Annotated in this window: 23 protein-coding genes; 7 read left to right on the forward strand and 16 right to left on the reverse strand. The window is 60.6% G+C overall.

Translation table 11 applies throughout. The features are described from left to right. The first annotated feature begins 267 nt into the window (after positions 1–267). The 3 genes from ACTG4K_RS03955 (at position 268) to groL (ending at position 3,072) form a co-directional block, all read left to right on the forward strand. Positions 268–660 (forward strand): transposase, encoded by a 393-nt coding sequence (locus ACTG4K_RS03955; protein ID WP_439112890.1) that lies wholly within the window; start codon positions 268–270, stop codon positions 658–660. A gap of 387 nt (positions 661–1,047) precedes the next feature. Then, complete coding sequence (locus ACTG4K_RS03960) at positions 1,048–1,341, forward strand: co-chaperone GroES (RefSeq protein WP_305334028.1); 294 nt, start codon at positions 1,048–1,050, stop codon at positions 1,339–1,341. An 81-nt stretch (positions 1,342–1,422) separates the two neighbouring features. Further along, complete coding sequence (gene groL, locus ACTG4K_RS03965; RefSeq protein ID WP_439112891.1) at positions 1,423–3,072, forward strand: chaperonin GroEL; 1,650 nt, start codon at positions 1,423–1,425, stop codon at positions 3,070–3,072. Between the two features lie 190 nt (positions 3,073–3,262). On the opposite strand, the gene tal is transcribed toward groL, so the two are convergent. Continuing rightward, on the reverse strand, positions 3,263–4,204 hold the full coding sequence (gene tal / locus ACTG4K_RS03970; RefSeq protein WP_439112892.1) for a transaldolase: 942 nt from the start codon (positions 4,202–4,204) through the stop codon (positions 3,263–3,265). A gap of 70 nt (positions 4,205–4,274) precedes the next feature. Here tal and ACTG4K_RS03975 point away from each other — a divergent pair, with 70 nt between their 5' ends. Then, positions 4,275–5,123 carry a MurR/RpiR family transcriptional regulator gene (locus ACTG4K_RS03975; RefSeq protein WP_439112893.1) on the forward strand — a complete coding sequence of 283 codons (849 nt, stop codon included), beginning with the start codon at positions 4,275–4,277 and terminating at the stop codon, positions 5,121–5,123. A 271-nt stretch (positions 5,124–5,394) separates the two neighbouring features. Here ACTG4K_RS03975 and ACTG4K_RS03980 read toward each other — a convergent pair whose 3' ends face one another. The 8 genes from ACTG4K_RS03980 to ACTG4K_RS04015 all read right to left on the reverse strand — a co-directional run bounded on the left by ACTG4K_RS03980 (position 5,395) and on the right by ACTG4K_RS04015 (position 15,172). Beyond that, positions 5,395–6,492, reverse strand: coding sequence for an ABC transporter ATP-binding protein (locus ACTG4K_RS03980; protein WP_439112894.1), 1,098 nt, complete (start codon positions 6,490–6,492; stop codon positions 5,395–5,397). Further along, on the reverse strand, positions 6,489–7,478 hold the full coding sequence (locus ACTG4K_RS03985) for an ABC transporter ATP-binding protein (protein ID WP_439112895.1): 990 nt from the start codon (positions 7,476–7,478) through the stop codon (positions 6,489–6,491). Before ACTG4K_RS03985 ends, ACTG4K_RS03980 begins: the two co-directional genes overlap by 4 nt. Positions 7,479–7,577: 99 nt before the next feature. Further along, the gene (locus ACTG4K_RS03990) at positions 7,578–8,486 is read right to left on the reverse strand and encodes an ABC transporter permease (protein WP_439113139.1); all 909 of its coding nucleotides are present in this window, start codon (positions 8,484–8,486) and stop codon (positions 7,578–7,580) included. A 154-nt stretch (positions 8,487–8,640) separates the two neighbouring features. After that, entirely contained in the window at positions 8,641–10,221 is a 1,581-nt protein-coding gene (locus tag ACTG4K_RS03995) for an ABC transporter substrate-binding protein (RefSeq protein ID WP_439112896.1), read from the reverse strand. 52 nt (positions 10,222–10,273) lie between these two features. Continuing rightward, complete coding sequence (locus ACTG4K_RS04000; protein ID WP_439112897.1) at positions 10,274–11,500, reverse strand: M20 aminoacylase family protein; 1,227 nt, start codon at positions 11,498–11,500, stop codon at positions 10,274–10,276. Positions 11,501–11,519: 19 nt separating this feature from the next. Then, on the reverse strand, positions 11,520–12,500 hold the full coding sequence (locus tag ACTG4K_RS04005) for an ABC transporter permease (protein WP_439112898.1): 981 nt from the start codon (positions 12,498–12,500) through the stop codon (positions 11,520–11,522). Positions 12,501–12,564: 64 nt separating this feature from the next. Next, positions 12,565–14,136, reverse strand: coding sequence for an ABC transporter substrate-binding protein (locus tag ACTG4K_RS04010; protein ID WP_439112899.1), 1,572 nt, complete (start codon positions 14,134–14,136; stop codon positions 12,565–12,567). A 184-nt stretch (positions 14,137–14,320) separates the two neighbouring features. Beyond that, positions 14,321–15,172, reverse strand: a complete 852-nt coding sequence (locus ACTG4K_RS04015; RefSeq protein ID WP_439112900.1) for a DUF3047 domain-containing protein — start codon at positions 15,170–15,172, stop codon at positions 14,321–14,323. A 283-nt stretch (positions 15,173–15,455) separates the two neighbouring features. Here ACTG4K_RS04015 and ACTG4K_RS04020 point away from each other — a divergent pair, with 283 nt between their 5' ends. Beyond that, positions 15,456–15,809, forward strand: a complete 354-nt coding sequence (locus ACTG4K_RS04020) for a ComEA family DNA-binding protein (RefSeq protein WP_439112901.1) — start codon at positions 15,456–15,458, stop codon at positions 15,807–15,809. 960 nt (positions 15,810–16,769) lie between these two features. Here ACTG4K_RS04020 and ACTG4K_RS04025 read toward each other — a convergent pair. From ACTG4K_RS04025 to ACTG4K_RS04035, 3 genes are all read right to left on the reverse strand, one after another. Then, positions 16,770–17,750: a porin gene (locus ACTG4K_RS04025; protein WP_439112902.1), complete on the reverse strand. Its 981-nt coding sequence runs from the start codon at positions 17,748–17,750 to the stop codon at positions 16,770–16,772. Positions 17,751–18,016: 266 nt separating this feature from the next. After that, a complete protein-coding gene (locus ACTG4K_RS04030) occupies positions 18,017–18,946 on the reverse strand; it encodes a porin (RefSeq protein ID WP_439112903.1) in 930 nt (309 codons plus the stop codon). A gap of 317 nt (positions 18,947–19,263) precedes the next feature. Beyond that, positions 19,264–20,172 carry a porin gene (locus tag ACTG4K_RS04035; RefSeq protein WP_439112904.1) on the reverse strand — a complete coding sequence of 303 codons (909 nt, stop codon included), beginning with the start codon at positions 20,170–20,172 and terminating at the stop codon, positions 19,264–19,266. A gap of 400 nt (positions 20,173–20,572) precedes the next feature. Here ACTG4K_RS04035 and coq7 point away from each other — a divergent pair, with 400 nt between their 5' ends. Then, complete coding sequence (coq7, locus tag ACTG4K_RS04040; RefSeq protein ID WP_439112905.1) at positions 20,573–21,223, forward strand: 2-polyprenyl-3-methyl-6-methoxy-1,4-benzoquinone monooxygenase; 651 nt, start codon at positions 20,573–20,575, stop codon at positions 21,221–21,223. A gap of 75 nt (positions 21,224–21,298) precedes the next feature. Here the strand turns inward: coq7 and ACTG4K_RS04045 are convergent, their stop codons facing one another. Genes ACTG4K_RS04045 through ACTG4K_RS04060 form a run of 4 tightly spaced genes read right to left on the reverse strand, consistent with a single transcriptional unit; the run spans position 21,299 to position 22,520 of the window. Next, positions 21,299–21,496 carry a hypothetical protein gene (locus ACTG4K_RS04045; RefSeq protein WP_439112906.1) on the reverse strand — a complete coding sequence of 66 codons (198 nt, stop codon included), beginning with the start codon at positions 21,494–21,496 and terminating at the stop codon, positions 21,299–21,301. A gap of 39 nt (positions 21,497–21,535) precedes the next feature. Further along, positions 21,536–21,739 (reverse strand): hypothetical protein, encoded by a 204-nt coding sequence (locus ACTG4K_RS04050; RefSeq protein ID WP_439112907.1) that lies wholly within the window; start codon positions 21,737–21,739, stop codon positions 21,536–21,538. Continuing rightward, positions 21,736–22,038, reverse strand: a complete 303-nt coding sequence (locus ACTG4K_RS04055) for a nucleotidyltransferase domain-containing protein (protein WP_439112908.1) — start codon at positions 22,036–22,038, stop codon at positions 21,736–21,738. The genes ACTG4K_RS04050 and ACTG4K_RS04055 overlap by 4 nt, the downstream gene beginning before the upstream one ends. A 26-nt stretch (positions 22,039–22,064) precedes the next feature. After that, entirely contained in the window at positions 22,065–22,520 is a 456-nt protein-coding gene (locus ACTG4K_RS04060; RefSeq protein WP_439112909.1) for an OsmC family protein, read from the reverse strand. Between the two features lie 232 nt (positions 22,521–22,752). Between ACTG4K_RS04060 and ilvA the strand changes: the two genes are divergently transcribed. Beyond that, positions 22,753–24,363 carry a threonine ammonia-lyase, biosynthetic gene (ilvA, locus tag ACTG4K_RS04065; RefSeq protein ID WP_439112910.1) on the forward strand — a complete coding sequence of 537 codons (1,611 nt, stop codon included), beginning with the start codon at positions 22,753–22,755 and terminating at the stop codon, positions 24,361–24,363. Positions 24,364–24,368: the final 5 nt, after the last annotated feature.

Genomic DNA, 24,368 nt, shown 5'->3' on the forward strand with positions numbered 1-24,368 from the left:
GGCCGCACAGGCGCCCGGGGCTTTACGCAGGCCAAAAACGCCTGGGCGCCAAGCCACCCTGCTGCATGCTATCGGACCCAGTGCAACGTAGAGGCCGCGTCAAGGACTTCACGCCGTCCTCGACATTGGTGTCGATGTTCACACCACTGAACCTTGGATTTTTCAGGCCTTCGCCATGGGACTTCACACCCAAGATGCGTGCACGCTCAAGGGCACACCGGTCCATGTTGAGACGCTCATCCGGTATCTCAAGAAAGAGGGCCTGGTGTGGAAGCGGCCCCGCCACTGCCTAAAAAAAGCGAGACAACGCCGGGAGCTATTGGGCTGGTCTACTTCGACGAATCTGGCTTCGTTCAGGTCCACCCCAACCACAGTGCATGGACACCCAGCGGCGAGCGCCACGGCATTGAGGTCCCGCGCGGCCAGCGCCTGAACGTGATGGCCGCGATCGATCCAGCCGGCGTTCAAACTGCTGCAAAAGCAGGGGTGACGCTGAAATTCCTGCCACCCGAAAGCCCTGCGCTCAACCGCATTGAGGTGATGTGGCGGCTGATAAAGCCTCGCTGGTTGGCGCTCAGGCGGCGCAGCAAGGAAGAGCTTGAGCAGGCTGTAGCCCCTGTGTTTGCCAACTTCGGCAGAAAATTCAAGATGGCGTTTTGATGCGAACAATGGGTGTCGCCTGACTTACTGACCCGTAGGTGCGCCATCAGCTCGTAAAAGTTCGATCTGCCACACGGTGCACCGCGTGCGTCTTGCGGCCACCTTGGCAGTCGCCGCAGCCTCGTTCCGCCTTGAATCACGTGGCCCGCTCCTCAAACTCAACGTCGGGTGGCACACACTGAAAAGTCGAGTGGCATTCCGCACCATCGCCCCGCTTTGCGCAAAAAACCAGGCACCGGCCTTGAAAAGCGGCGGGGCCGCCCTTATCATTAGCACTCGCTGGTGTTGAGTGCTAACACTCCCCGCCAAGTCGATCAACGGCATCGCTGGCCCCAAGCTGGCGCCGCCGATCTGAACCCCCTTTACTGTTCTATCTCAGGAGATGCAATGAACCTTCGTCCTCTCGCCGACCGCGTGATCGTCAAACGTATCGACAGCGAAACCAAGACAGCTTCCGGCATCGTCATTCCCGACGCCGCAGCTGAAAAGCCAGACCAGGGCGAAATCCTGGCCGTAGGTCCTGGCAAGAAAAACGACAAAGGCGAACTGTCGGCCATGAACGTCAAAGTCGGTGACCGCGTTTTGTTTGGCAAGTACAGCGGCCAGACCGTCAAGGTCGACGGTAACGAACTGCTGGTGATGAAAGAAGACGACCTGTTCGCAGTCGTCGAGTCCAAGTAATTTTGCGGGACTGACCGGGCAACGCGCACAGCGCCTGACCGCTCAGTCCCCAACTGTTCAAACCATTTAGGAGCTATCAACATGGCAGCAAAAGACGTAATTTTCGGCGGCGAAGCCCGCGCACGCATGGTCGAAGGCGTGAACATCCTGGCCAACGCGGTCAAAGTCACCCTGGGTCCAAAGGGTCGCAACGTGGTGCTGGAGCGCTCGTTCGGCGCGCCTACTGTCACGAAGGACGGTGTTTCGGTCGCTAAAGAGATCGAACTGAAGGACAAGCTGCAAAACATGGGCGCCCAGATGGTCAAGGAAGTTGCTTCCAAGACCTCGGACAACGCCGGTGACGGCACCACCACCGCCACCGTGCTGGCGCAAGCCATCGTGCGCGAAGGCATGAAGTACGTGGCCGCCGGCATGAACCCGATGGACCTCAAGCGCGGCATCGACAAAGCCGTGACGGCCCTGACCGCCGAGCTGAAGAAGGCCTCCAAGGCCACCACCACCAGCAAGGAAATCGCCCAGGTCGGTTCCATCTCTGCCAACTCTGACGAAACCATTGGCAAGATCATTGCCGATGCCATGGACAAAGTGGGCAAAGAAGGCGTGATCACCGTGGAAGACGGCAAGTCGCTGGAATCCGAACTCGAAGTCGTCGAAGGCATGCAGTTCGACCGCGGCTACCTGTCGCCCTACTTCATCAACAACCCCGAAAAGCAAGCCGCGCTGCTGGACAACCCTTTCGTGCTGCTGTACGACAAGAAAGTCTCCAACATCCGTGACCTGCTGCCCACGCTGGAGCAGGTTGCCAAGGCAGGCCGTCCGCTGCTGATCATTGCCGAAGACGTCGAAGGCGAAGCCCTGGCGACGCTGGTGGTCAACACCATCCGCGGCATCCTGAAAGTGGTGGCTGTGAAGGCCCCTGGTTTCGGCGACCGCCGCAAAGCCATGCTGGAAGACATCGCCATCCTGACCGGCGGCAAAGTGATCGCCGAAGAAGTCGGCATGACGTTGGAAAAAGTGACCCTGGCCGATCTGGGTTCGGCCAAGCGCATCGAAGTCAGCAAGGAAAACACCATCATCATCGACGGCGCTGGCGCTGCCGCTGACATCGAAGCCCGCGTGAAACAAGTGCGCGTGCAGATCGAAGAAGCGACTTCCGACTACGACCGCGAAAAGCTGCAAGAGCGCGTGGCCAAGCTGGCCGGCGGTGTGGCCGTGATCAAGGTTGGCGCTGCCACCGAAGTCGAGATGAAGGAAAAGAAAGCCCGCGTGGAAGACGCCCTGCACGCCACGCGCGCTGCGGTGGAAGAAGGCATTGTGGCCGGTGGTGGCGTGGCCTTGCTGCGCGCCCGTCAGGCCGCTGGCGTCATCAAAGGTGACAACGCCGACCAGGACGCCGGTATCAAGCTGGTGCTGAAAGCCATCGAAGCGCCTCTGCGCGAGATCGTGGCCAACGCCGGCGGCGAGCCATCTGTGGTGGTCAACGCCATCCTGGCGGGTTCGGGCAACCACGGCTTCAACGCCGCGAACGACACCTACGGTGACATGATCGAAATGGGCATTCTGGACCCAACGAAAGTGACCCGCACCGCACTGCAGAACGCCGCTTCGGTCTCCAGCCTGATGCTGACGACCGAGTGCATGGTGGCCGAATCCCAAAAGGATGACGCACCTGCCGGTGGCATGGGCGGCGGCATGGGTGGTATGGGCGACATGGGCGGCATGGGCATGTAATTGCACATTGCCTGAGACGCCATGCCGGCGTTGCAAGGGCTTGCCGTGGCGCTGCCACTGTCTACGCCCATGCGCCTTGGCCTGGCGCCTCATGCTGCGTCAGAATGCTTTTTGGCAATCTGATATCAATCCAAGAAAAAAACCCCGCGAGTTGCCTCGCGGGGTTTTTTCGTTTGTGGGCCGAAGCCGCTTACTTCATCATGCCTTCGAGCTTGATGGTGTCAGCTACAAAGGAGCGAATGCCTTCGGCCAGCTTTTCGGTGGCCATCGCGTCTTCGTTCATCGCAAAGCGGAAGCCCGCCTCGTGGTACTGCACAAACGGCATGTCCATCGCTTTCGCGGCTTCGGCGTCCAGCGCTTTGGGCAAAGCTGCGTCGCTGGCGGCGAGCTGCGCCAGCAGGTCGGGGCTGATGGTCAGCAGGTCGCAGCCGGCCAGTGCCGTGATCTGGCCTACGTTGCGAAAGCTCGCACCCATCACTTCAGTGGCTATGCCGTGTTTTTTGTAGAAGTTGTAGATGGCGCGGACCGACTTCACGCCGGGGTCATTGGCACCCGCCATGTCGGCCTCGTCCCAGGTGGCGCCAGCATTCTTTTTGTACCAGTCGTAAATACGGCCCACAAACGGCGAAATCAGCTGCACCTTGGCCTGGCCGCAGGCCACAGCCTGGGCAAACGAGAACAACAGCGTGAGGTTCGTGTGGATGCCGTCGCGCTCAAGTCGGGCGGCGGCCTGAATGCCTTCCCAGGTGGAAGCAATTTTGATCAGCACGCGGTCAACGTGCACGCCTTCGCCCTGGTACAGGTCGATGATGCGGCGCGCGCGCGTTACGGTGGCTTCGGTGTCGAAGCTCAGGCGCGCGTCCACCTCGGTGGAAACGCGGCCGGGGATGTGTTTCAAAATTTCACAGCCGAAGGCCACGAGCAGGCGGTTCATCACTTCGTCCTGGCCCTGCGCGCCGTATTTTGCGACAGCGTCTTGCAGCAAATGAGCGTATTCGGGCTTTTGCACCGCCTTCAGGATAAGCGACGGGTTGGTGGTCGCATCCCGTGGCGAAAAGGCCGCGATCTGGTTGAAATCACCGGTGTCAGCGACCACGGTGGTGAATTGTTTGAGTGCGTCAAGCTGGTTCATTTCGCCATTATCGGGTGTAATAAGGTTTCACGTTCTTGTTGTAACCCGTTTCGTAACCGGATTGTTCTCCATGCTCGACCGCATCAAAGCTTCCTTGCCTTCGCTAGCGCCCGCTGAACAACGGGTAGGCAAACTGGTGCTGCTCGACCCGCGCAGCTTCGCCAGCCTGCCGGTGTCTGAACTGGCAGACCGCGCCCATGTAAGCAAGCCCACCGTGGTGCGTTTTTGCCGCAGCATGGGCTACGACGGCCTATCAGACTTCAAGCTCAAGCTGGCGGGCACGGTGAGCGAAGGTGTGCCCTTCATCCACCGCAGTGTGGACGTGGACGACAAGGTCGGCGATGTGCTGGTGAAAGTGATCGACAACACCGTGGCGGCTTTCCTGAAGTACCGCAACGACGCCTCCACCCACTCCATCGAAAAAGCGGTGGACGCGCTGCTGGCCACCTACAAGAACCGAGGCCGCATCGAGTTTTACGGCGCGGGCAATTCGGGCATCGTGGCGCAGGACGCGCAGCACAAATTCTTCCGCCTGGGCATCAACGCCATCGCCTACAGCGACGGCCACATGCAGGTGATGAGCGCTTCGCTGCTCGGACCGGGCGACTGCCTCGTGATCGTCTCCAACTCGGGCCGCACGCGCGACCTGATGGACGCAGCAGACATCGCACGCAAGCACGGCGCCACCGTGATCGTGATCACCGCCAGCGGCTCGCCGCTCGCCGCCGCCGGCCACATCCACCTGTCGGCCGACCACCCCGAAGGCTACGACCGCTACAGCCCCATGACGTCGCGCCTGATGCACCTGATGGTGATCGACGTGCTGGCCACCTGCCTGGCGCTGCGCATTGGTGGCAGCAAGCTGCAGCCGCTGCTCAAAGAGATGAAGAACAACCTTCGGAGCAAGCGCTACGCGTGACCGTGCGCGTTGCGCACAGGTCCCGAGTCCCCCTGCGCCGCAGCAATTGAAACACCCCCGCGCCGCCTTCGGCGTCACCCCCTGAAGGGGGCGGCACTGGCGGCCCGGCAAAGCCGGTGCCGCGGTGCCCTTGACCCAGACACGCGCGCCGAACATGAGGAGGATGGGTGCTTCCTGTAGCGAAGTCAAGGAGGAGGCCCGCGCAGCGGGCCGGGGGAAATTCGCGGAGGGGAGCGCCCGTTGTCCGAGCCAACGCCACCACGTCACCCGATCAGATCCGCCCCTCTTCCACCGCATGACACGCTATCCGGATGCCGCCCAGAGTCAGCAGGTTCGGACGCTCCACACGGCAGCGCTCGTTGGCGTGCGGGCAACGCGGGTTGAACGCGCAACCGTCCGGTGGGTTCAGCGGGTTGGGCACTTCACCAGAAACCGGTGTGCGCGCCTTGCCGGTGTCGTGCATTTTGGGAATCGCGTCCAGCAGCATGCGCGTGTAGGGGTGGCGCGGGCTGTCAAACAGCGTGTGCTTGGGCGCCAGCTCCACCAGCCGGCCCAGGTACATCACGCCCACCTGATCACTCACATGGCGCACCACCGCCAGGTTGTGGCTGATGAAGAGGTAGGTCAGGCCGCGCTCGCGCTGCAGGTCTTTCATGATGTTGAGCACCTGCGCCTGCACGCTCACGTCCAGCGCGCTGGTGGGCTCGTCACACACCAGAAACTCCGGCTGCGTGGCCAGTGCCCGCGCAATGGAAATGCGCTGGCGCTGCCCGCCCGAAAACTGGTGCGGGTACTTCACCCGATCCAGCGGCGACAAACCCACCGACTTCAGCAGCTCGTCGACCCTTTCGCGAAGCGCAACTGGCTCGGTTTCAATGCCGTGTTCGCGCAAGGGCTCGGCAATGATGTCCTCCACAATCCAGCGCGGGTTCAGGCTCGCGTACGGGTCCTGAAAAATCATCTGGATGCGCCGGCGCAGCTGCCGGCCCTGTGGTGTCTTGAAGGCCGCGTGTGCGTCCAGCCCATCAAACGCAAAGCCACCGCGCGTGGGTTCGTACAAGCCCACCAGCAAACGCGCCACGGTGCTCTTGCCACAGCCCGACTCGCCCACCAGCGCCAGCGTCTGGCCACGCAGAATGTCAAACGACACGCCGTCCACGGCCCGCAGCAGCTGGCGGGGCTGGCGTTCAATCACGCGGTTGAGCCAAGGGGCCGACACATCAAAGGTCTTGGCCAGATCGGTGGCACGGACCAGGGGTGCCTCGTCTGCTGGCGCAGCCACGGCCTGGGGCGGCGTTGCATCGGTCTGGGCTGCGGCGTGGTTGTCTGCCTGCGCTTGCACCGCCTGTTCAATCAGATTCGAGCTCATGCGGCCACTCCCGGCGTCAAAACAGTGGTGGCGTCATGCAGCCAGCAGGCGGCGCGTGTGGCGCCCGCAGGCATCAGATTGGGTCGCTCCACATGGCAGCGGTCCACCACCCGGTCGCAGCGCGGATTGTAGGCACAGCCGGTCGGGATGGCGTTCAGGCGTGGCATGGCGCCGTCAATCTGGTGCAGGCGTTCGCGGTCCTGGCTCATGTCGGGTATGCAGGCCATGAGGCCGGCGGTGTAAGGGTGTGCCGGGTGATTGATCACTTCGTGCACCGGCCCAATTTCGGCCATGCGCCCGGCATACATCACGGCCACGCGATCACAGGTTTCTGCAATCACGCCCATGTCGTGCGTGATCAGCATCACCGCCGCACCACGTTCTTTGCAGATGGTTTTGAGCAGCGTGATGATCTGCGCTTGAATCGATACGTCCAGTGCGGTGGTGGGCTCGTCGGCCACGATCAGCTGCGGTTCGGCGGCCAGCGCCAGGGCAATCACGACGCGTTGCCGCATGCCGCCCGAAAACTGGTGGGGATAGTGGTCAATGCGCTGCTCGGCCGCAGGAATCCCGGTGTCTTGCAGCAGCTTGATGGCCCGCTTGCGCGCCTCGGCCTGGTTCACCGGCAAGTGGGTGGTAATCGTCTCAATAAGCTGGCGCCCCACCGAATACAAAGGGTTCAACGAGGTCAGCGGGTCTTGGAAGATGGCGCCAATCTTGCGCCCACGCACTTTGCGCATTTCCTCGTAAGGCAGGTTGTCAATTCGCTGGCCGTGCAGGCGTATCTCGCCACCCGCCACGCGCCCTGGCGGCTCTAGAAGGCCGATGATGGACGCCCCGGTGAGCGACTTGCCCGCGCCCGATTCGCCCACCACACCCAGAATTTCACCGGGAGCAATTTCAAAAGAAACGTCGTCCAGCGCACGCAGCGTGCCGCGGCGACCCGGGAATTCGACCACGAGGTTTTTTACTTCTAACAGGCTCATACGTTCTCAGAAAAAAGAGCGATCCACCGCCGGGCCACCTCAAGGCGGCTCAGCCCCTCGGAGGGCAACGACGACACGACGTGCGGAGCGTGGGGGTCATCACCGGAGTCGAGGGTTGAGCGCATCGCGCAGCCAGTCGCCCAGCAGGTTGACCGACAGCGCAATCAACACCAGCATGGCGCCGGGGAAAATGGTGATCCACCACTCGCCAGAAAACAGGTAGTCGTTGCCCACGCGGATGAGCGTGCCCAGCGACGGCGACGTGGGCGGTGCGCCCACGCCCAGAAACGACAGCGTGGCTTCGGTGATGATGGCCGTGGCCACCTGGATGGTGGCCAGCACCAACACCGGGCCCATCACGTTGGGCAGCACATGGCTGCGCATGATGCGCAGAGGCGCCACACCCGTCACGCGGGCGGCCTGCACGTACTCTTTGTTGCGTTCTACCAAGGTGGAACCCCTCACGGTGCGCGCGTACTGCACCCACCCGGTGAGCGTGATCGACAAGATCAACACGCCAAACGCAAGCCCTTCGTGCGCGTTGGGAAACATCGCACGCCCCACACCGGCAATCAGCAGCGCCACCAGAATGGACGGAAACGACAGCATCACGTCGCACAGGCGCATGAGCACGCCGTCCACCCAGCCGCCCAGAAAACCGGCCAGCAAGCCAAACGACACACCGATCAGCACCGACAACACCACCGACGCCAAGCCAACCGCCAGCGAGATGCGGGCGCCGTACATGATGGCCGACAAAATATCGCGCCCCTGGTCGTCGGTGCCGAGCAAGAAATTGGTTGCGCCGCCCTCGCTCCAGGCGGGTGGCAGCCGGGCATTGGAAAGCTCCAGCGTGGCCAGATCAAACGGGTTATGCGGTGCCACCCAGGGGGCAAACAAAGCGCCGAACACGCATATAAAAGCGATCACCGCCGCCACGATGGCGGTGGGTGAATTCAAAAAACTGTGGCCGACATCGCCGTCGAACCAGCGGCGCAGAATGGAAATCAAAGCAAGGACTTTCGTAATCAATCAACCGGGCATCCAGTCTGCACGGGTAGCCCTCCCACAGCCAGCGCGGCACCGCCCTTCACGGAGTACAGGACGGACCGCTGCTGGCGTCCCCCTGAAAAGGGTGACGCCGCAGGCGGCGCAGGCGCGTTTACTTCGCCGACATGTAACGGAACGGCATGAAGTTGTCGGCCATTTGCGCCAACTGCACATTGTTGGCCACACCCCACGCCAGCGCCTGCTGGTGCAGCGGCAGGTGGCCAATGTCGTCGCTGTGCAGCTTGAAGGCTTCCTTGATCATGGCGTCGCGCTTGGCCTTGTCGGTCTCCGACTGAATCTTCAGCGTGAGCTCATCCACCTTGGGGTTGCAGTAAGACCCCAGGTTGAACTGACCAGAGCCTGAACTGTCCACGCAACGCATCAACGCGTTCAGCGCGTTGTGTGCGTCGTAGGTGCCAGGCGTCCAGCCCAGCAAATAGAAGCTGGTGTCACGCTTGAGGATTTTGGGGAAATACGTGCCCTTGGTTTCGGCCTGCAGGTTCACTTTCACGCCCACACGTGCAAGGTTTGCAGCCACCGCCTGGCAAATGTTGCCGTCGTTCACATAGCGGTCATTGGGGCAGTTCATGCCCACCTCAAAACCGTTGGGGTAGCCGGCATCGGCCAGCAGTTTTTTGGCGGCTTCCGGGTCATAGGGCAGGCGGGTGTTCATCGCCGGGTCAAAGCCATTGATACCTGGGCCCACCATCAGCGCGGAGGGCTTGGAAGCGCCGCGCATCACGGTGCGCTGAATGCCGTTGATGTCGATAGCCTGGTAAAACGCCTGGCGAACCCGCTTGTCTTTGAACGGGTTCTTGCCCTTCACGTTGGAATACAGCAGCTCGTCGCGCGCCTGGTCCATGCCCAGAAAAATGGTGCGCAGCTCAGGGCCTTGCATCACCTTGCTCTTGCCGCTGGCGTTGATGCGCGCCACGTCTTGCAGCGGCACGGGCTCAATCACGTCCACCTGGCCCGACAACAAGGCCGCCACACGGGTGGCGTCGTTGCCAATCGGGGTGTATTCCACGTTGATCACGTTGCCTTCAATCTTGCCCCAGTAGCTGCCGTTGCGCACAAACGAGGTTTTCACATTGGGCTGGCGCTCGCGCAAGCGAAATGGCCCGGTGCCATTGGCTCGGAACGAGGCGGCGTTCTCAATGCCTTTGCGGCGGTCTACCGGGCGCGTGGCCTGGTTGGCTTCGGCCCATTGCTTGTTCATGATGAAAACCAGCGACAACACGTCAGGCAAGATGGGAAATGGTGCCTTGGTTTCAATCTCGATCGCAAAATCGTTGACCTTGCGCACCTCCTTGAAGTCGTTGGTGTAGCTCTTCATGTCAGAGCCATCACCGGCGGCGCGGGCGAAGCTGAACAACACATCGTCGGCGGTGAACGGTGCGCCATCATGAAATTTCACGCCTTTGCGCAATTCAAAGCGCCACACTGTGGGCGACGTTTGCTTCCATGAGGTGGCCAGCGCAGGCACCAGGTTCAGGTTTTTGTCGCGGCCCACCAAAGGCTCATAAATGTTGTTGGTCACGCTGAGCTGCAGCGACTCGTTCAGCGAATGCGGGTCCATCGACAGCGCGTCCCCCTGGTTGCCAATACGCACGGTCTGCGCCGTGGCACTGCCCATGGCGGCGGTCATTGCAGCCATCACCAGACTGGCTGCCAGCGTTTTCTTCAGTTTCATGCGTTGCTCCTAGCGGTGGGTTGGGGACAGGAAAATAAAAACCACATGTGGGTCAGGTCGTTTCGGTCAGCGGCATGCCATGTTCCACCAAGCTGGCGTGCAGCGCAGCTCCCAGCGGCAACACATCGTCGTTGAAGTCGTAGCGGCTGTTGTGCAGGTAGCACCCGCCCATGCCGCTCTCCAGGCCCTGGCCCAGCCGCAGGTAAGCGCCGGGCTTCACCTGCAACATGAACGAAAAATCTTCGGCGCCCATGCTCGGGTCCATGGCGCGGTCCACATGCTCATGGCCCACCAGCTTTTGCGCCACATCGGCGGCAAAGCGGGCCTCGTCGCGGCTGTTGATGGTGGCCGGGTAAATGCGTTCGTAAATCACATGCGCGGTGGCACCCAGGCCCAGCGCCACGCCGGAACACACCTCGTGTATGCGGCGCTCCACCAGGTGTTGCACCTCGGGGCTGAAGGTGCGCACGGTGCCCACCAGCGTGGCCTTACCGGGCATCACGCTGAAAGCGCCCATGTCACCCGCGTGCATGGCGCACACGCTGATCACCGCGCTGTCGATGGCACGCACGTTGCGCGACACGATGCTTTGCAAGGCCGTGATCAGGTGCGCCGACACCAGCACCGGGTCCACCGTCTGGTAGGGGTGTGCGCCGTGGCCGCCTTTGCCGGTCACTTCAATCGTGATGCGGTCGGCCGACGCCATCATGGGCCCCGGGTTCACGCCCACCGTACCCGGCTTCATCTGCGGCCAGTTGTGCATACCATAGACCGACTGCACCGGGAAACGGTCAAAAAGACCGTCTTCAATCATGGCTTTGGCGCCGGCGAAACCTTCTTCGCCCGGCTGAAAAATCAGCACCGCGGTGCCGTCAAAATGCCGCGTCTCGGCCAGGTAACGCGCCGCCCCCACCAGCATGGCGGTGTGGCCGTCGTGGCCGCAGCCGTGCATCATGCCGGGCTTGGTGGACTTCCAGGCAAAGTCGTTGTGCTCGGTCATGGGCAAAGCGTCCATGTCGGCGCGCAAGCCCATCATGCGACCACTGCCGCGCTCGCGGCCATGAATCACCCCCACCACGCCGGTATTGCCAATGCCCGTGTGAATCTCGTCCACCCCGCACACCTTGAGCGACTCCACCACGCGCTGCGCGGTGTAGTGCTCTTCAAACCCAATTTCCGGGTGGGCGTGCAGGTCGCGGCGCAGTGCTGTCAGCTCGGGGTGAAACGCCGCAATGTGCGCAAACGCGCGGCCATGGGCTTTGATGCGAGGGGCCTGCATGTCGGTCTTTTCAAAGGCTTCAATGTCCGCCCGACTTTTCCACGCGAAGGCGGGGGTCGACAGCGAAATACAAGAGGTCAACCACCAAGTTGATCACCACAAAAATGAGCGCAATCAGGCACAGGTAAGCGGCCATCACCGGAATATCGGCAAACGTCACCGCCTGGATGAACAACAAGCCCATGCCCGGCCACTGAAACACGGTCTCGGTGATGATGGCAAAGGCGATCAGCCCACCCAGCTGCAAGCCCGTGATGGTCATCACCGGCACCAAGGTATTTTTCAGCGCGTGGCCAAAGTGCACCGCCTGGTTGGTCAGGCCACGGGCGCGGGCAAACTTGATGTAGTCGGTGCGCAGCACTTCCAGCATTTCAGCGCGCACCAGCCGCATGATCAGCGTGAGCTGAAAAATAGCCAGGGTGATGGCAGGCAACACAATGTGGTGCCAGCCCTTGGCCGTGAGCAAACCAGTGCTCCACCAGCCGAGCTGGGTCACGTCGCCCCGGCCAAAGCTCGGGAACCAGCCCAGGTTCACCGCGAACACCAGGATCAACAAAATACCGATAAGGAACGTAGGAAGGGACACACCCAGCAGCGACACCGTCATGAACAACTGGCTGATGAACGTGCCCCGCTTGAGCGCGGCGTACACGCCCATGGGAATGCCCATCACGAGCGCCATCACCGCAGCCACCAGCGCAAGTTCCAGCGTAGCCGGGAAACGCTCAGCAATCAGGCGCGACACCTTGGCGCCTTGGCGCAGGCTCAGGCCAAACTCGCCCTGCGAGGCGTTGGCCAGAAAGTGCCAGAACTGCACCACAAACGGCTGGTCCAGCCCCAAGTCGGCGCGCAGCTCCCGAATCTGGTCGGCCGTGGCGTCTTGTCCCAACAAAAACACCACCGGATCACCCACGTACTGAAACAGCATGAATGCGATCAAGGCCACGCTGACCATAACGATCACGGCCTGCGCGAGCCGCCTGAGAATGAATGCAAACATCGTTTTTGGAATTAAAGAGGGGGTCGACCCTCACCGGCTGCGACCCCCTGCGATCAGGCTGAAATCAGTTTACCTTGATCAGGCGCCAGTCCAGCCGGTTGTCGGCGCGGTGCACCACGTCGATGTTTTTCTTCATCGCCCAGGGAATGATCTGGTTGTGCAGCGGAATGTGCGCCACGTCTTCGTTTTGCAGCATCAGCGCCTTGTTCAGCAGTTCGGTGCGCAGTTTCAAATTGGTTTCCTTTTTGGTGCGCTCCACCAGCGCGTCCATTTGCGGGTTGCTGTAACGGCCCACGTTGTAATTGCCGTCGCCGCCCGCACCCAACGATCGCGTGAGCGACTGCAGGCTGTACAGCGCATCAAACGTGGGCACGCCCCAGCCCAGCATGTAAATGCTGGCTTCGTAGCGTTGGATCATCGGGAAATACGTCACCAGCGGCAACGTGCGCAGCTTGGCTTTCACGCCAATGCGCGCCCACATGGACGTGACGGCCTGGCAAATCTGCTCATCGTTGATATAGCGGTTGTTGGGACAGGCAAAGTCCACCTCAAAACCGTCTTTGTAGCCGGCATCGGCCAGCAGCTTCTGGGCCGCCGCCACGTCAAACGGATAGCGTTTGTGCACCGCCTCGCTCCAGCCGTTCACCTGCGGCGCCACCAGCGCACCGGTGGGCTGGCCCAGGCCGCGCAGCGTCACGCGGGCAATGGTGTTGATGTCGATCGCCTGGTAAAGCGCCTTGCGCACACGCTGGTCTTTCAGCGGGTTTTTGCCTTTGATGTTGCTGCCCGGCAGCTCATTGCGGTGCTGGTCCATGCCAAAGAAAATGGTGCGGTTTTCAATGCCGTCCACCACCTTCAAGCTGCCCTCAGAGCGCACGCGGGGCAAGTCCTGCGGGCTCGGGTCGAGCACAAAGTCCACCTCACCCGAGAGCAGCGCGGCCATCCGCGTGGCCACGGCTTTTACCGGGGTGTACACAATCTCGGTCGCATTGCCTTCCATCTTGCCCCACCAGCCGGTGTTGCGGGTCAACACAATTTTTTGGTCGGGCTGCCATTCTTTCAGCACGAACGGCCCAGTGCCGTTCGCATTGCGGTGGGCAAAGTTCTCGTCTTTGGTGCGAATGTCTTTGGGCGCCACTGAGTTGTTTTTCTCGGCCCAGGCCTTGCTCATCATGCGCAGCTCGGTCAGCTGGTTCAGCAGCACCGGGTTGGGGTCTTTGGTAAAAATGTCGATGGTATTCGCGTCCACCTTCACCACACGGTCAATGCCCTGGGTGTAGACGGCGAAGTTGGACGTCTTGCTCATGGCGCGTTCGATGGAAAACACCGCGTCATCGGCCGAGAACGTGGAGCCATCGTGAAACTTCACACCCGTGCGCAGCGTCAGGCGCAACTGGGTGGGGGTCACCTGTTTCCAGCCCGTGGCCAAAATAGGCTCGGGCTTGAACGTGCGGCTGTTGTAGTACACCAGCGACTCGTACACCGCCGCGTGCACCCCGTTGGCCAAGGCATTGTTTTGCGAATGAATGTCCCAGGTGGGAATGTCACTGGAACTGGTCCATTTGAAGGTTTTGGCCTGTAATGCGCCAGCGCTCAAAGCCAGCGCTGCGCAGAGAACGGTCAGTCGGTATTTCATTGGTTGACACCTGAATTACTTGAAGAAGTTCGTACTATGCAACATCCGTTCCCGATCAAGCACGGTGCTAACCCGCATCCCTGATACCCCGGCGACAGCGCGTCCGACACAACACAACATCAAGGCCCACATTCACCCAAATTCAGCAGGCTTTAGCCAAACTGATGCAACCATTGAATGCCCCTCAGCGCGCGCTCTCGTCAACTCGAGGCAACAAAGTCAAGGCGCCGTACCAGGCTTTCAAACGGCTCTGGGTGTTATCGGTATCGGTCATCAAGGCCACCGCCACCAACGGGCCGGGTGGCTCGCCAAACGCACGCAAAAAATCGGCGTGCACATCACGATCGTGGTCGCGCCAGCGCCCCAGCTGGTCAGCGCCCGACTCCACCACCAGCTTGCGAATGCGGTCGGTGCGCGGATTCACCACAACGGTGCCCACCGGCTCGGTGTTGCTCCACACGTACACCAAGCTCGCATACGGCAGTGGCTCGCCAGTGAGCAGCCGCGTGAGTTCAGACAAGCGGTGCGTGCGCGGCGAGAGCTGGGTCCTGTCGCCGTTAAAAGCCAACACAATGCGTACCGGCGAGTCTTCGTTCTGCGCGTCGGCCAAGTCAGCGCCGGGCGCCAGGCCGTCGATCTTCCAAGAAAAAGCCATGCGGCCTGCTTGCACCGGCGCCGTGTCCATTTGCTGGCGCAAGATGCTCACCGAGCGCTCAGCCGACACCCCCAACGCCGGGCGGCCCTGGATGGCCGCCGCGTCAAACGGCGCAAACGCTTTGCCCGGCAACACAAACGGTTGCCAGTCATGCACCGTTTCGGGTGTTTTGAACAACTGGCGCGCCAACTGCCGCCCAGCCTGGCTGATCAAAGGCTTGGCGCTTGGCCCTGCCCTCGACCGCTCGCCCTCGTCAAAGCTTTCGCTGCGGCGATCAGCCACGCCGTCTGGCGGCGCAGGCACCACCGGAAAGCCCACCGGCAAAGCGCAAGCCACCAGCCCGCACAGTCCCAGAAGTACCAAAACCCGCAGACGCGTCACAGAAAAAACCCAACAGAGCGTCCACCCTCAAAACTGCAACGGCAAACAGGCCCCAAACATGGATTGAGTACTAAATGTCTCTTTTTAACCGCGTTTAAATCAAAAATCGTCATAAAAGCCTCTAAAAAGCACATTTAAGCATGCGCCACCTCGAATAAGACGTGCGCTAAACCCCGGCCAACTCCTACATTGGGCCCTGGCAGCACCTCGCTGCCAACAGCCCACCCAAGGTTCGTCAAACCAACCAGGGCTGTCCTAACCCGGTCATCTCAAGGAGGATCTCATGCTCAAAAAAACACTGGCAGCGCTGCTCGCCCTCTTCGCCGCCGCCGCCTTTGCTGCGGTGGACGTCAACGAGGCCTCAGTGGCCGACCTTGACAGCATCAAAGGCATAGGCCCCGGCACATCCGCCAAAATTGTGGAACAACGCAAAGCCGCCAAGTTTAAAGACTGGGACGATCTGGTTCAGCGCGTTTCAGGCATTGGCGACAAGCGCGCCGCCAAACTGTCTGCCGAAGGGCTGACAGTGGGCGGTGCACCCTACAAAGCGAGCGACAAGAAAGCCGTCGCCGTCAAAACGCCCAAGGCTGTCGCTGCAGCTGAAAAGGCACCGGAGCTGGCGCCAATCAAGAAATAGGCGTCCAACCAGCCACGCATCCGGCTGGCCTCACCAACACCAAAAAACCCGCGTAGGCGGGTTTTTTTTCGTCTCCGGCAAACGAAACAACGAAACACCGCCAATCTTGAGAAGCGTCCATGTGGATGGCGCTGAAGGGACTTGCAAGGCAGGCCTTGTAGCGGCCATGAACCCGCCGGACATGGCCTTGCTGCGCTGCCCCGCCAGCGACACCATGGCATCCCCCGGATAGGCATGCCCCCCCCTGTTGCCGATCCAGAACACGGCGACCAAGCGGAGCCGATTCCTGTGGGCGGGCAACATGGCCCACCCAACCGCCGCAGCCCGCATTTTTTGAGTGGTGGCGCACAGCGATGGGGTCAACTTCATCCACCGCACGCTGCCATGCATTGCTTGGCATCTCCCATGGGCCTGTCCGACGTGGAGCACCCGTGCTAAGAACCGCAGGTTTCACCCCAATCGGCCCCGGTGATGACCGTTTTCACCTTCTTCTTGACTCAAGACGGAGTCTGTGGATCAAAAACAAGGAGAAAGCGGTGCTTCGATCAACATGACCCACTGCCGTCGAGTTGCAGCCGGCGACGTCCAAGTCCGACAGCGTCCACGGTTTAGTGCGCTATGGCGCGGTGCGCAAACGGCCAAAGCAAAGACCGCCTATTCTCGTGCAAGCCTCTGGTACCGAGTAACCTGAAAACTTGTCGGGCCTGCTTCGCGAGATGTGCCCAAACCGGCCCACCCTTCGCACGGAAAAGGGCCGAACACGCTGCATGAACTCGCGTCTGGTCCTACACCTACCTGTGTGACCCTATCTGTGCCTTTTATTGCGAAGAAATGGCACCTCTTAATTGGAATTTGAACCCATTTATTTTGTGACCCCATTTTTTTACGGCTTGCAGCTGGCGTAAAAAAACCCGCCTGGGCGGGTTTTTCATGTGCTCAGCTTATGTGCTGGGCTGGATGTTAGAAGGCGTGGCGCACGCCCACAGCGTACAAGCTGGCTTCGCTGGTTTTCACGCCAGCGGTCTTGCCTTCGGCTACGTTCAAACCACCATACACCGAAGTGCGCTTGGACAAGGCGTAGCTGCCTGCCAAGCTCACGCCCGTGCGCTTTTCGCCGCCTTTGACCGCATTATCCTTGGAGTAAGCCACACCGCCCGAGAGGGTGAGGGCACCCATGGGCACATTGGCACCAATGCTGAACTCGTTGGTTTTCTCGGTCGTTTTTGGTGCCAGCATAGCGGTCTGGCTTACCAAACCGTAGCTCGCCAGCACCGTGGCAACGCCCAAGTCGTAGGACGCATTGATTCGGGTAAAACGTGGATCAAAGGCGCCGCCTTCAAAGTCGATCTGGTGAGCAACGCCAACAAACAGCGGACCGCTGGCGTAATTGGCCTGCATCGAAGTCACGTTTTGCTTCACTGCACCATTTTCGTCGAGCGAATAGCTGATAGCGCCACTGAAACCGCCAAACGATGGGCTGATGTACTTGAAGTTGTTCTTTGGACGCGCGGTGTAACCCGTGCTGTTGAACACAAAGGCTTCGGCCGACAGGGCCGAGTCAAACGACGTGAAAGCCGCGCCGCTGATGTCGTCATAAGCCGCATAGGTGTTGCCCAGCTGGACTTCACCAAAACCACCCGACACGCCCACCCAAGATTGGCGGTCAAAACCACCCGCGCCTACGCCGGTATCAGCAGAAAAACCCTGCTCGAGCAAGAAGTTGGCTTTCAAACCACCACCCAGGTCTTCCGTGCCTTTGAAGCCGATGCGGTTGGCACTCACGCCACCAGCATCGAGCTTGGTTACCGATTTACCGCCAAGGTCGGTGTTGATGCTACCAACCCAAAGGTCAACAACGCCGTACAGCTGCAGGCTTGACTGTGCTTGCGCCGCGCCAGCAACAGAACCGAAAACGGCCAAAGCAACGAGAGATTTTTTCATGGGTACATTCCTTAGTGAGTCGTGGCGTGCCCAGAGCAACAGCACCACAAGGTTTTCGAACAAAAGCAATCCTTTAGATTAATCATATTTTCTAATATGCACCAGATGGCCATCCAAATTAGTTAGTGAATTTGCAGCAAATGTAGCCCGTAGCCAACAGATGCACACTTCATCCGCGCAGAACCCCACAAATGCAAAAACCCACCGTGTCGCCACGGTGGGTTTTTTGGGTTCTGAACCTTCAACTGGCTCGCGCCAGCGTTAGATCAGAAGGTGTGCTTGACGCCAACACCGAAACGGCTGTCCACGCCACCAGCGGCGGTCGCAGCAGCATTGTCGTTGCGCAGACCGCCGTACACGGTGGTGCGCTTGGACAACAGATAAGCAACGCCCAGGCCGTAGCTGGAAGCGCGGTCACCACCGTCAGCCTTGGACGAAGCGTAACCAGCAGACAAAACCATGTTGGCCGCCAAAGGCACGTCAGCGCCAATGGTGAAGTCGGTCACATCAGCTGCACCTGTGGACTTCACCAGACCGTAGCCAGCCAACAGCTTGGCCATACCCAGATCGTAAGAACCGTTCACACGGGTGTACTTCGTTTCTTCAGCGCCGTCTTTATCGATCTGGTAAGCGAAACCGGCGAACGCGGGGCCGCCTTCGTACTTGGCGTGGAAGGCGGTCGACTGCTTGCCCGTGCCTTCTTTCAGCGTGGTGCTGACAGCGCCGCTGATGCCGCCGAAGTCAGGGGTTGCGTAGTACAGACCGTTGGCTGGGTTGGCTGTGTAGCCGCTGCTTGCCCAGATGCCGGTGGGTGCGAGCACCGAGTCGAACACGGGGTTGGTTGCGCCAGCGATGTCGTCGTAAGCAGTCCACATTTTGCCCAGCTTGACTTCACCGAAACCACCGCTCAGGCCAACGTAGGACTGACGCGAGAAAGCTTGACCAACGGTAGCCGAACCATCATCAATGCTGAAACCCTGCTCCAACAAGAAATTGGCTTTCAAGCCACCACCGAGGTCTTCGGTGCCCTTGAAACCCAGACGGCTGCCGCTAACACCACCAGAGGTCATTGCTGCGGACACGCCTTTGTCTTTGTGGATCACAACATCAGCGATGCCATACAGGGTCACGCTGGACTGAGCCATAGCGGCACCGGAAGCGGCCAACACAGCCAGAGCGATCAAAGATTTTTTCATGGGATCTTCCTTTTAAAAATGGGCCCATCGCTGGGCGGGGATGAATCTCAAAGAGACAAGTCATCCTAGCCCCATTCGGGTTTTTACCCACGGGAAAACCCCTAAAGAGTTGTTTTAAATCGTCTAAATGTCTTTTTTTTGACACACTCAACAACAGTCGGGTGCCTTGGTTGCTGATCGCTTTGGGGGCTGCGTTGCCTGAAACTGCCACCGGGCAATCGGTGCACGCCTGGGGAAGCTCGTAACAAAAAAAACCCACTGTGTTACCACAGTGGGTTTGGATCTTATCAACTCACTGGCTTGAGCCAGCGTGCTTGTTAGAACGTGTGGGTCAAAGCCACGGTGTAGCCAGACTTCTCTGCAGCGGCCTTGCTGTCGCGGGCGAAGTCTGCTTCCAGGCGGGTACGCTTGCTCAGCGGGTACTGGTAACCGATAGCGAACTTGGCGTTGGTTGTTACGCCAGTAGTGTCGTTCTTGGCGCGAGCATAGCCAACGCGAGCGGCACCAGGGCCAGCAGGAATCGTGGCGCCGATCAACCAACCTTTGGTTTCAACACCTGCGCCGGTTTCCTTGTTGCCCAGACCGAAGGCGAGCTTAGCCACGCCCAAGTCGTAGGTGGCGAAAGCGTTCAACACATCACCATTGTCAGCGCCGTTGTCCTGGCCCAAACCCACTTCCAGGGCACCGGCTGCGTAGCTGACTGCGAAAGAAGTGTCGTTCTTGGTAGCAGCACCTTCCTTGAGGCCCACAGAAGCAGCCACCTTCACGGGACCAAACGCGCCATCGTAGCGCACGGAGTTGGCAGTGCGGACATAGGTGGTCTGCATACCGATAGCGCGCAGGGCACCCGCGGTATCACCACCCCATGGATCAGCTTTGTTGTTGGCGTTGGTGAAGTTTGCCGTGTACTGGCGGCCGAAGTTGACCGAACCAAAGCCACCCGACAGACCGACAGTGGAGTAGCCGTTGAAGCGCACGCCGGAAGCTTCGCCGTTATCCACACGCAGACGCTCTTCCAGACCGAAGTTTGCCTTCAGGCCGCCACCCAAATCTTCGGAACCCAAGAAACGGACGCGGCTGCCGTGCACTTCGCTCATCGTGCCTTTGGTCTCGCCGATCAGCTTGCCGTAGGAAACATCCAGCTGACCGCTCAGGGTCACGGTGGATTGTGCAAAAGCGGCGCCGGTAACGGCCACAGCGGCCAGAGCAATCAGGGTCTTTTTCATTGAGAAATTCTCCAAGGTTGTAAAAAGAGAGGCCTCGGGTCTGTGCCCTTGAACCAACCTCCGTTTCGGAAGCTGGAGTGATTGCAACAGAATGCGGCCGGGTTCGCCAAGGGGCGCCGCACCGCCGGGTTCATAATTTGGGTAAACCCTAGCATTTTTGTTGCCTTGAAACGACACAAACGGCAGCAGCTGAAACACACGGCACGGTGTGAGCGCGTGCGTGTGGCGGTTCAACAGGCGACGCAATCTGTGCAGGCGCCGGGGTGAAGCAACCAGGCGAACTCACTGCGCTGCGCTCTGAGCTTTCATCTAATCTACGGGTTGAGGCCGTGCGCTGCTGGGCTCCCATCTGCCACGCAACCCCAACCCACCCACAAACAAACTTGAACGGAGTCTCCCCATGCGACTGGACCCTTTGCTCACCGCCGCCGACGCCGCGTTGCGGACGCTGTTTGTACCGGCCCGCGCTTCGCGCGACTGCCCGACCGTGCCTGAAATGCCCAACGCGCCGTTGACCGATGCAGAGCGCCAGCTTTCTGGCGCGCTGATGCGGGTGAACCACGTGGGCGAGGTGTGTGCGCAGGCGCTTTACACGGCGCAGGCGCTGGCGGCGCGCAGCCCGGGGGGCGGCAAGGCACCCAACCGGGCGCTGGCGGCGCAGCTGGATGCTGCGGGCCGCGAAGAAACCGACCACTTGGCCTGGACGAAGGCGCGGCTGGATGAGCTGGGTGCGCGGCCTTCTGTGCTGAACCCGTTGTGGTACGCCGGGGCTTTTGGGCTGGGCTTGCTGGCGGGGCGCATGGGGCCGGGGGTGAGCCTGGGCTTTGTGGTGGAAACGGAGCGCCAGGTGGAAGCGCACCTGGCCAGCCACATGGACCGCCTGCCGCCGGGCGACCAGGCTTCGCGCGCCATCGTGGCGCAGATGAAGGACGACGAGGCCCGCCACGCCCGCGAGGCGCAGCATGCTGGGGCGGTAGAGCTTGCGGCACCGGTGCGCGGCCTGATGCGGGCAGCGGCCAAGGTGATGACGACGGTGGCGCACCGGGTGTGACCCTGGGAGGCGACGCTGCCGGCGCGCCAAGCCTTCAGCGGGCTCAGACCGAACAGTGAGTAACTGGAACGGACTTCAACGGATGTAAGTCTTGCGGCAAAAGTCCAGCAGCTGGTCGTGCCAACGGAGCAACTCGGGGGCGCTGCCGAGCATGGCTTCAAAAAACGCGTGCAGCGTCTTCGGGTCGTCTTCGTATTCGTGGTTGACGGCGTTGCGCAGTTCGCGAATTTCTTTCCAGCGGTCCACCGAGTCCGGGCAGCCCAACTTTTCCATGTACAACAGTACGGCCGTGAGCGGCTCTGAAGGCTTTTCCTACTCCAGCGCCACAGCTTTCATGGTTTTGCCCATGTGCTCTTGAAATTCACTGAAGCGCATACGAAACGCTGCCAGAGACTCGTGCTGATCGGGCTGTAGGCATGCCCACTCTTGAATAGGCAGCAATTTTTCAATTTGGGCCAGCGAATACAGAAGGTACTCGCGCATGCGCCCGAGGTGGTCCAGCTTTTTCCAGATCAATGCCTGGTGCTCACTCGTAAAAGGATGCCCTCGTGCTTGGCGATTAGGCTGATAGGGCTGACATCGCCAATGGGTTTGACCACCAGGTCCACCGGCATGTCCAGCAGTTCCTGCAGCTTGTTCTTGCAGCGAATCTTTTGCATGAGCAGCGGATTGGTCATCTCCACGTACAGGCCAACGTCGCCGCCCCTTTTTTGATCGTCCACGCGAGAGCCGAACAAGGTCACCCTGACGCCTTCTCCGAGCAAGGCTGCCGTGGTGCTTTTGATATCGGCAATCTGGACAGGGGTGAGTCGCATGGGTCGTTTAGACAGAGGAAAAGGGGCTATGCAGAAACGTCAACCAGCTCAAAACCGGTGGTGATTTCAGCCGTTTTGCCCAGCATGATGCTGGCTGAGCAGTATTTGTCGTGGCTCATGGCGATGGCGCGTTCTACGGCCACGGCTGGAATGCCTTTGCCGGTGACGGTGAAGTGCATGTGGATTTTGGTGAAGACTTTGGGGTCGACTTCGGCGCGCTCGGTGGTGAGCTTGACGCTGCAGCCGCGCACGTCGTGGCGGCCGCGTTTCAAGATGAGCACCACGTCGTAGGCGGTGCAGCCGCCGGTGCCGGCGAGCACGGTTTCCATGGGGCGGGGAGCCAGGTTGGCGCCGCCATTTTCAGGTTTGGCGGCATCGGGGGCGCCGTCCATGGTGAGCACATGGCCGCTGCCGGTTTCGGCCACAAAGCCCATGTGAGAGCGGGTGCCGGCGGCGCCGGTCCAGGTGACGGTGCATTCCATAAGGGTTCCCAGCGTGAAATAAGTAGCGAAGTTTGGGCAAGCTCTCTAAAAGCTAGCAGAAGACCGCCTAAATATGTTGCGTTGCAGCATGCAGGCGGTATACTCGTGCCATTGTATTTAAGGTTGTCTCCTCTACCCTCCACGGGTGGATTTAAGCCCGGACCGGTTCTGCCAGTCCGGGTTTTTTTTGGCCGTTTTTGGGTCTCGATATGATCCAGACAGAGGAAATACCATGCCCGCTCCATCCCAAAAGACCGCTTCCCACACCGATTTGCCGCCAACGTCCCCTGTCACAGCGCTGACCCCGGCCGACTATTTGAAGAAAATTTTGACTGCCCGGGTGTACGACGTGGCGGTGGAGTCGGCGCTGGAGCCGGCCAAAAACCTGAGCCGACGGCTGAACAACACGGTGTTGCTCAAACGCGAAGACCAGCAACCGGTGTTCAGCTTCAAGCTGCGCGGGGCTTACAACAAGATGGCGCACCTGACACCGCAGCAGCTGAAAAAAGGCGTGATCTGCGCTTCGGCCGGCAACCACGCGCAGGGCGTGGCGCTGGGCGCGAGCAAGCTGGGCACGCGGGCGGTGATTGTGATGCCGACCACCACGCCGCAGGTGAAGGTGGACGCGGTGCGCGCACTGGGCGGCGACGTGGTGCTGCACGGCGACAGCTATTCCGACGCCTACACCCACGCGGTGGCGCTGCAGAAAAAGCAGGGCCTGACGTTTGTGCACCCGTTTGACGACCCGGACGTGATCGCGGGCCAAGGCACGATTGCCATGGAAATCTTGCGCCAGCTGCAAAGCCTGGGCTCGGACCACCTGGACGCGGTGTTTGTGGCCATTGGCGGCGGTGGTCTGATTTCGGGCGTGGCCAACTACATCAAGGCGGTGCGCCCGGAGATCAAGGTGATCGGGGTGCAGACCACGGACTCGGATGCGATGCTGCGGTCGGTGAAGGCGGGTGAGCGGGTAACGCTGCCCGACGTGGGCCTGTTTGCCGATGGCACGGCGGTGAAGCTGGTGGGCGAGGAAACCTTTCGCATTGCCAGCGGCCTGGTGGACGACTACGTGGTGGTGGACACCGATGCGGTGTGTGCCGCCATCAAAGATGTGTTTGTGGACACGCGCAGCATTGTGGAGCCCTCGGGCGCGCTGGCGGTGGCAGCCATCAAACAATACGTGGCCAAGCACAAGACCAAGGGCCAGACCTACGCCGCCATTTTGTGCGGCGCCAACATGAACTTTGACCGGCTGCGCTTTGTGGCCGAGCGGGCCGAGGTGGGTGAGGAGCGCGAGGCGCTGTTTGCGGTGACGATTCCGGAAGAGCGCGGCAGTTTTCGGCGGTTTTGCGAACTGATTGGCAGCTTACCAGGCACGCCGCGCAATGTGACGGAGTTCAACTACCGGGTGCACGACGCGGCCAAAGCGCATGTGTTTGTGGGGCTGACGACGCAGGGCAAGGGCGAGTCGCGCGAAATTGCGGGCCACCTGGGCAAACAGGGCTTTGAGGCGCTTGACCTGACGCACGACGACCTGGCGCAAGAGCACATTCGGCACATGGTGGGCGGACATTCGCCGCTGGCGAACGACGAGCGCCTGCTGCGTTTTGTGTTTCCCGAGCGGCCCGGTGCCTTGCTGAAGTTTTTGAGCCTGATGCGACCGGGCTGGAACATCAGCCTGTTTCATTACCGCAACCAGGGCGCTGACTATGGGCGCATTTTGGTGGGCTTGCAGGTGCCGCCGAAAGACGACAAGGCTTTTGCCAAATTTCTGGACACGCTGGGCTACCCCTACGTGGAAGAAACGCAGAACCCGGTGTACCGGCTGTTTCTTAAAAGCTGACGAGA

Source organism: Hydrogenophaga sp. (genome assembly GCF_965657535.1).
GTDB lineage: Bacteria > Pseudomonadota > Gammaproteobacteria > Burkholderiales > Burkholderiaceae_C > Hydrogenophaga.

Coding starts and splice junctions, on each gene's coding strand:
- ACTG4K_RS03960 (WP_305334028.1), top strand. CDS start 1,048: ATGAACCTTCGTCCTCTCGCCGACCGCGTGATCGTCAAACGTATCGAC.
- groL (WP_439112891.1), top strand. CDS start 1,423: ATGGCAGCAAAAGACGTAATTTTCGGCGGCGAAGCCCGCGCACGCATG.
- tal (WP_439112892.1), bottom strand. CDS start 4,204: ATGAACCAGCTTGACGCACTCAAACAATTCACCACCGTGGTCGCTGAC.
- ACTG4K_RS03975 (WP_439112893.1), top strand. CDS start 4,275: ATGCTCGACCGCATCAAAGCTTCCTTGCCTTCGCTAGCGCCCGCTGAA.
- ACTG4K_RS03980 (WP_439112894.1), bottom strand. CDS start 6,492: ATGAGCTCGAATCTGATTGAACAGGCGGTGCAAGCGCAGGCAGACAAC.
- ACTG4K_RS03985 (WP_439112895.1), bottom strand. CDS start 7,478: ATGAGCCTGTTAGAAGTAAAAAACCTCGTGGTCGAATTCCCGGGTCGC.
- ACTG4K_RS03995 (WP_439112896.1), bottom strand. CDS start 10,221: ATGAAACTGAAGAAAACGCTGGCAGCCAGTCTGGTGATGGCTGCAATG.
- ACTG4K_RS04000 (WP_439112897.1), bottom strand. CDS start 11,500: ATGCAGGCCCCTCGCATCAAAGCCCATGGCCGCGCGTTTGCGCACATT.
- ACTG4K_RS04005 (WP_439112898.1), bottom strand. CDS start 12,500: ATGTTTGCATTCATTCTCAGGCGGCTCGCGCAGGCCGTGATCGTTATG.
- ACTG4K_RS04010 (WP_439112899.1), bottom strand. CDS start 14,136: ATGAAATACCGACTGACCGTTCTCTGCGCAGCGCTGGCTTTGAGCGCT.
- ACTG4K_RS04020 (WP_439112901.1), top strand. CDS start 15,456: ATGCTCAAAAAAACACTGGCAGCGCTGCTCGCCCTCTTCGCCGCCGCC.
- ACTG4K_RS04025 (WP_439112902.1), bottom strand. CDS start 17,750: ATGAAAAAATCTCTCGTTGCTTTGGCCGTTTTCGGTTCTGTTGCTGGC.
- ACTG4K_RS04030 (WP_439112903.1), bottom strand. CDS start 18,946: ATGAAAAAATCTTTGATCGCTCTGGCTGTGTTGGCCGCTTCCGGTGCC.
- ACTG4K_RS04035 (WP_439112904.1), bottom strand. CDS start 20,172: ATGAAAAAGACCCTGATTGCTCTGGCCGCTGTGGCCGTTACCGGCGCC.
- coq7 (WP_439112905.1), top strand. CDS start 20,573: ATGCGACTGGACCCTTTGCTCACCGCCGCCGACGCCGCGTTGCGGACG.
- ACTG4K_RS04045 (WP_439112906.1), bottom strand. CDS start 21,496: ATGGAAAAGTTGGGCTGCCCGGACTCGGTGGACCGCTGGAAAGAAATT.
- ACTG4K_RS04055 (WP_439112908.1), bottom strand. CDS start 22,038: ATGCGACTCACCCCTGTCCAGATTGCCGATATCAAAAGCACCACGGCA.
- ACTG4K_RS04060 (WP_439112909.1), bottom strand. CDS start 22,520: ATGGAATGCACCGTCACCTGGACCGGCGCCGCCGGCACCCGCTCTCAC.
- ilvA (WP_439112910.1), top strand. CDS start 22,753: ATGCCCGCTCCATCCCAAAAGACCGCTTCCCACACCGATTTGCCGCCA.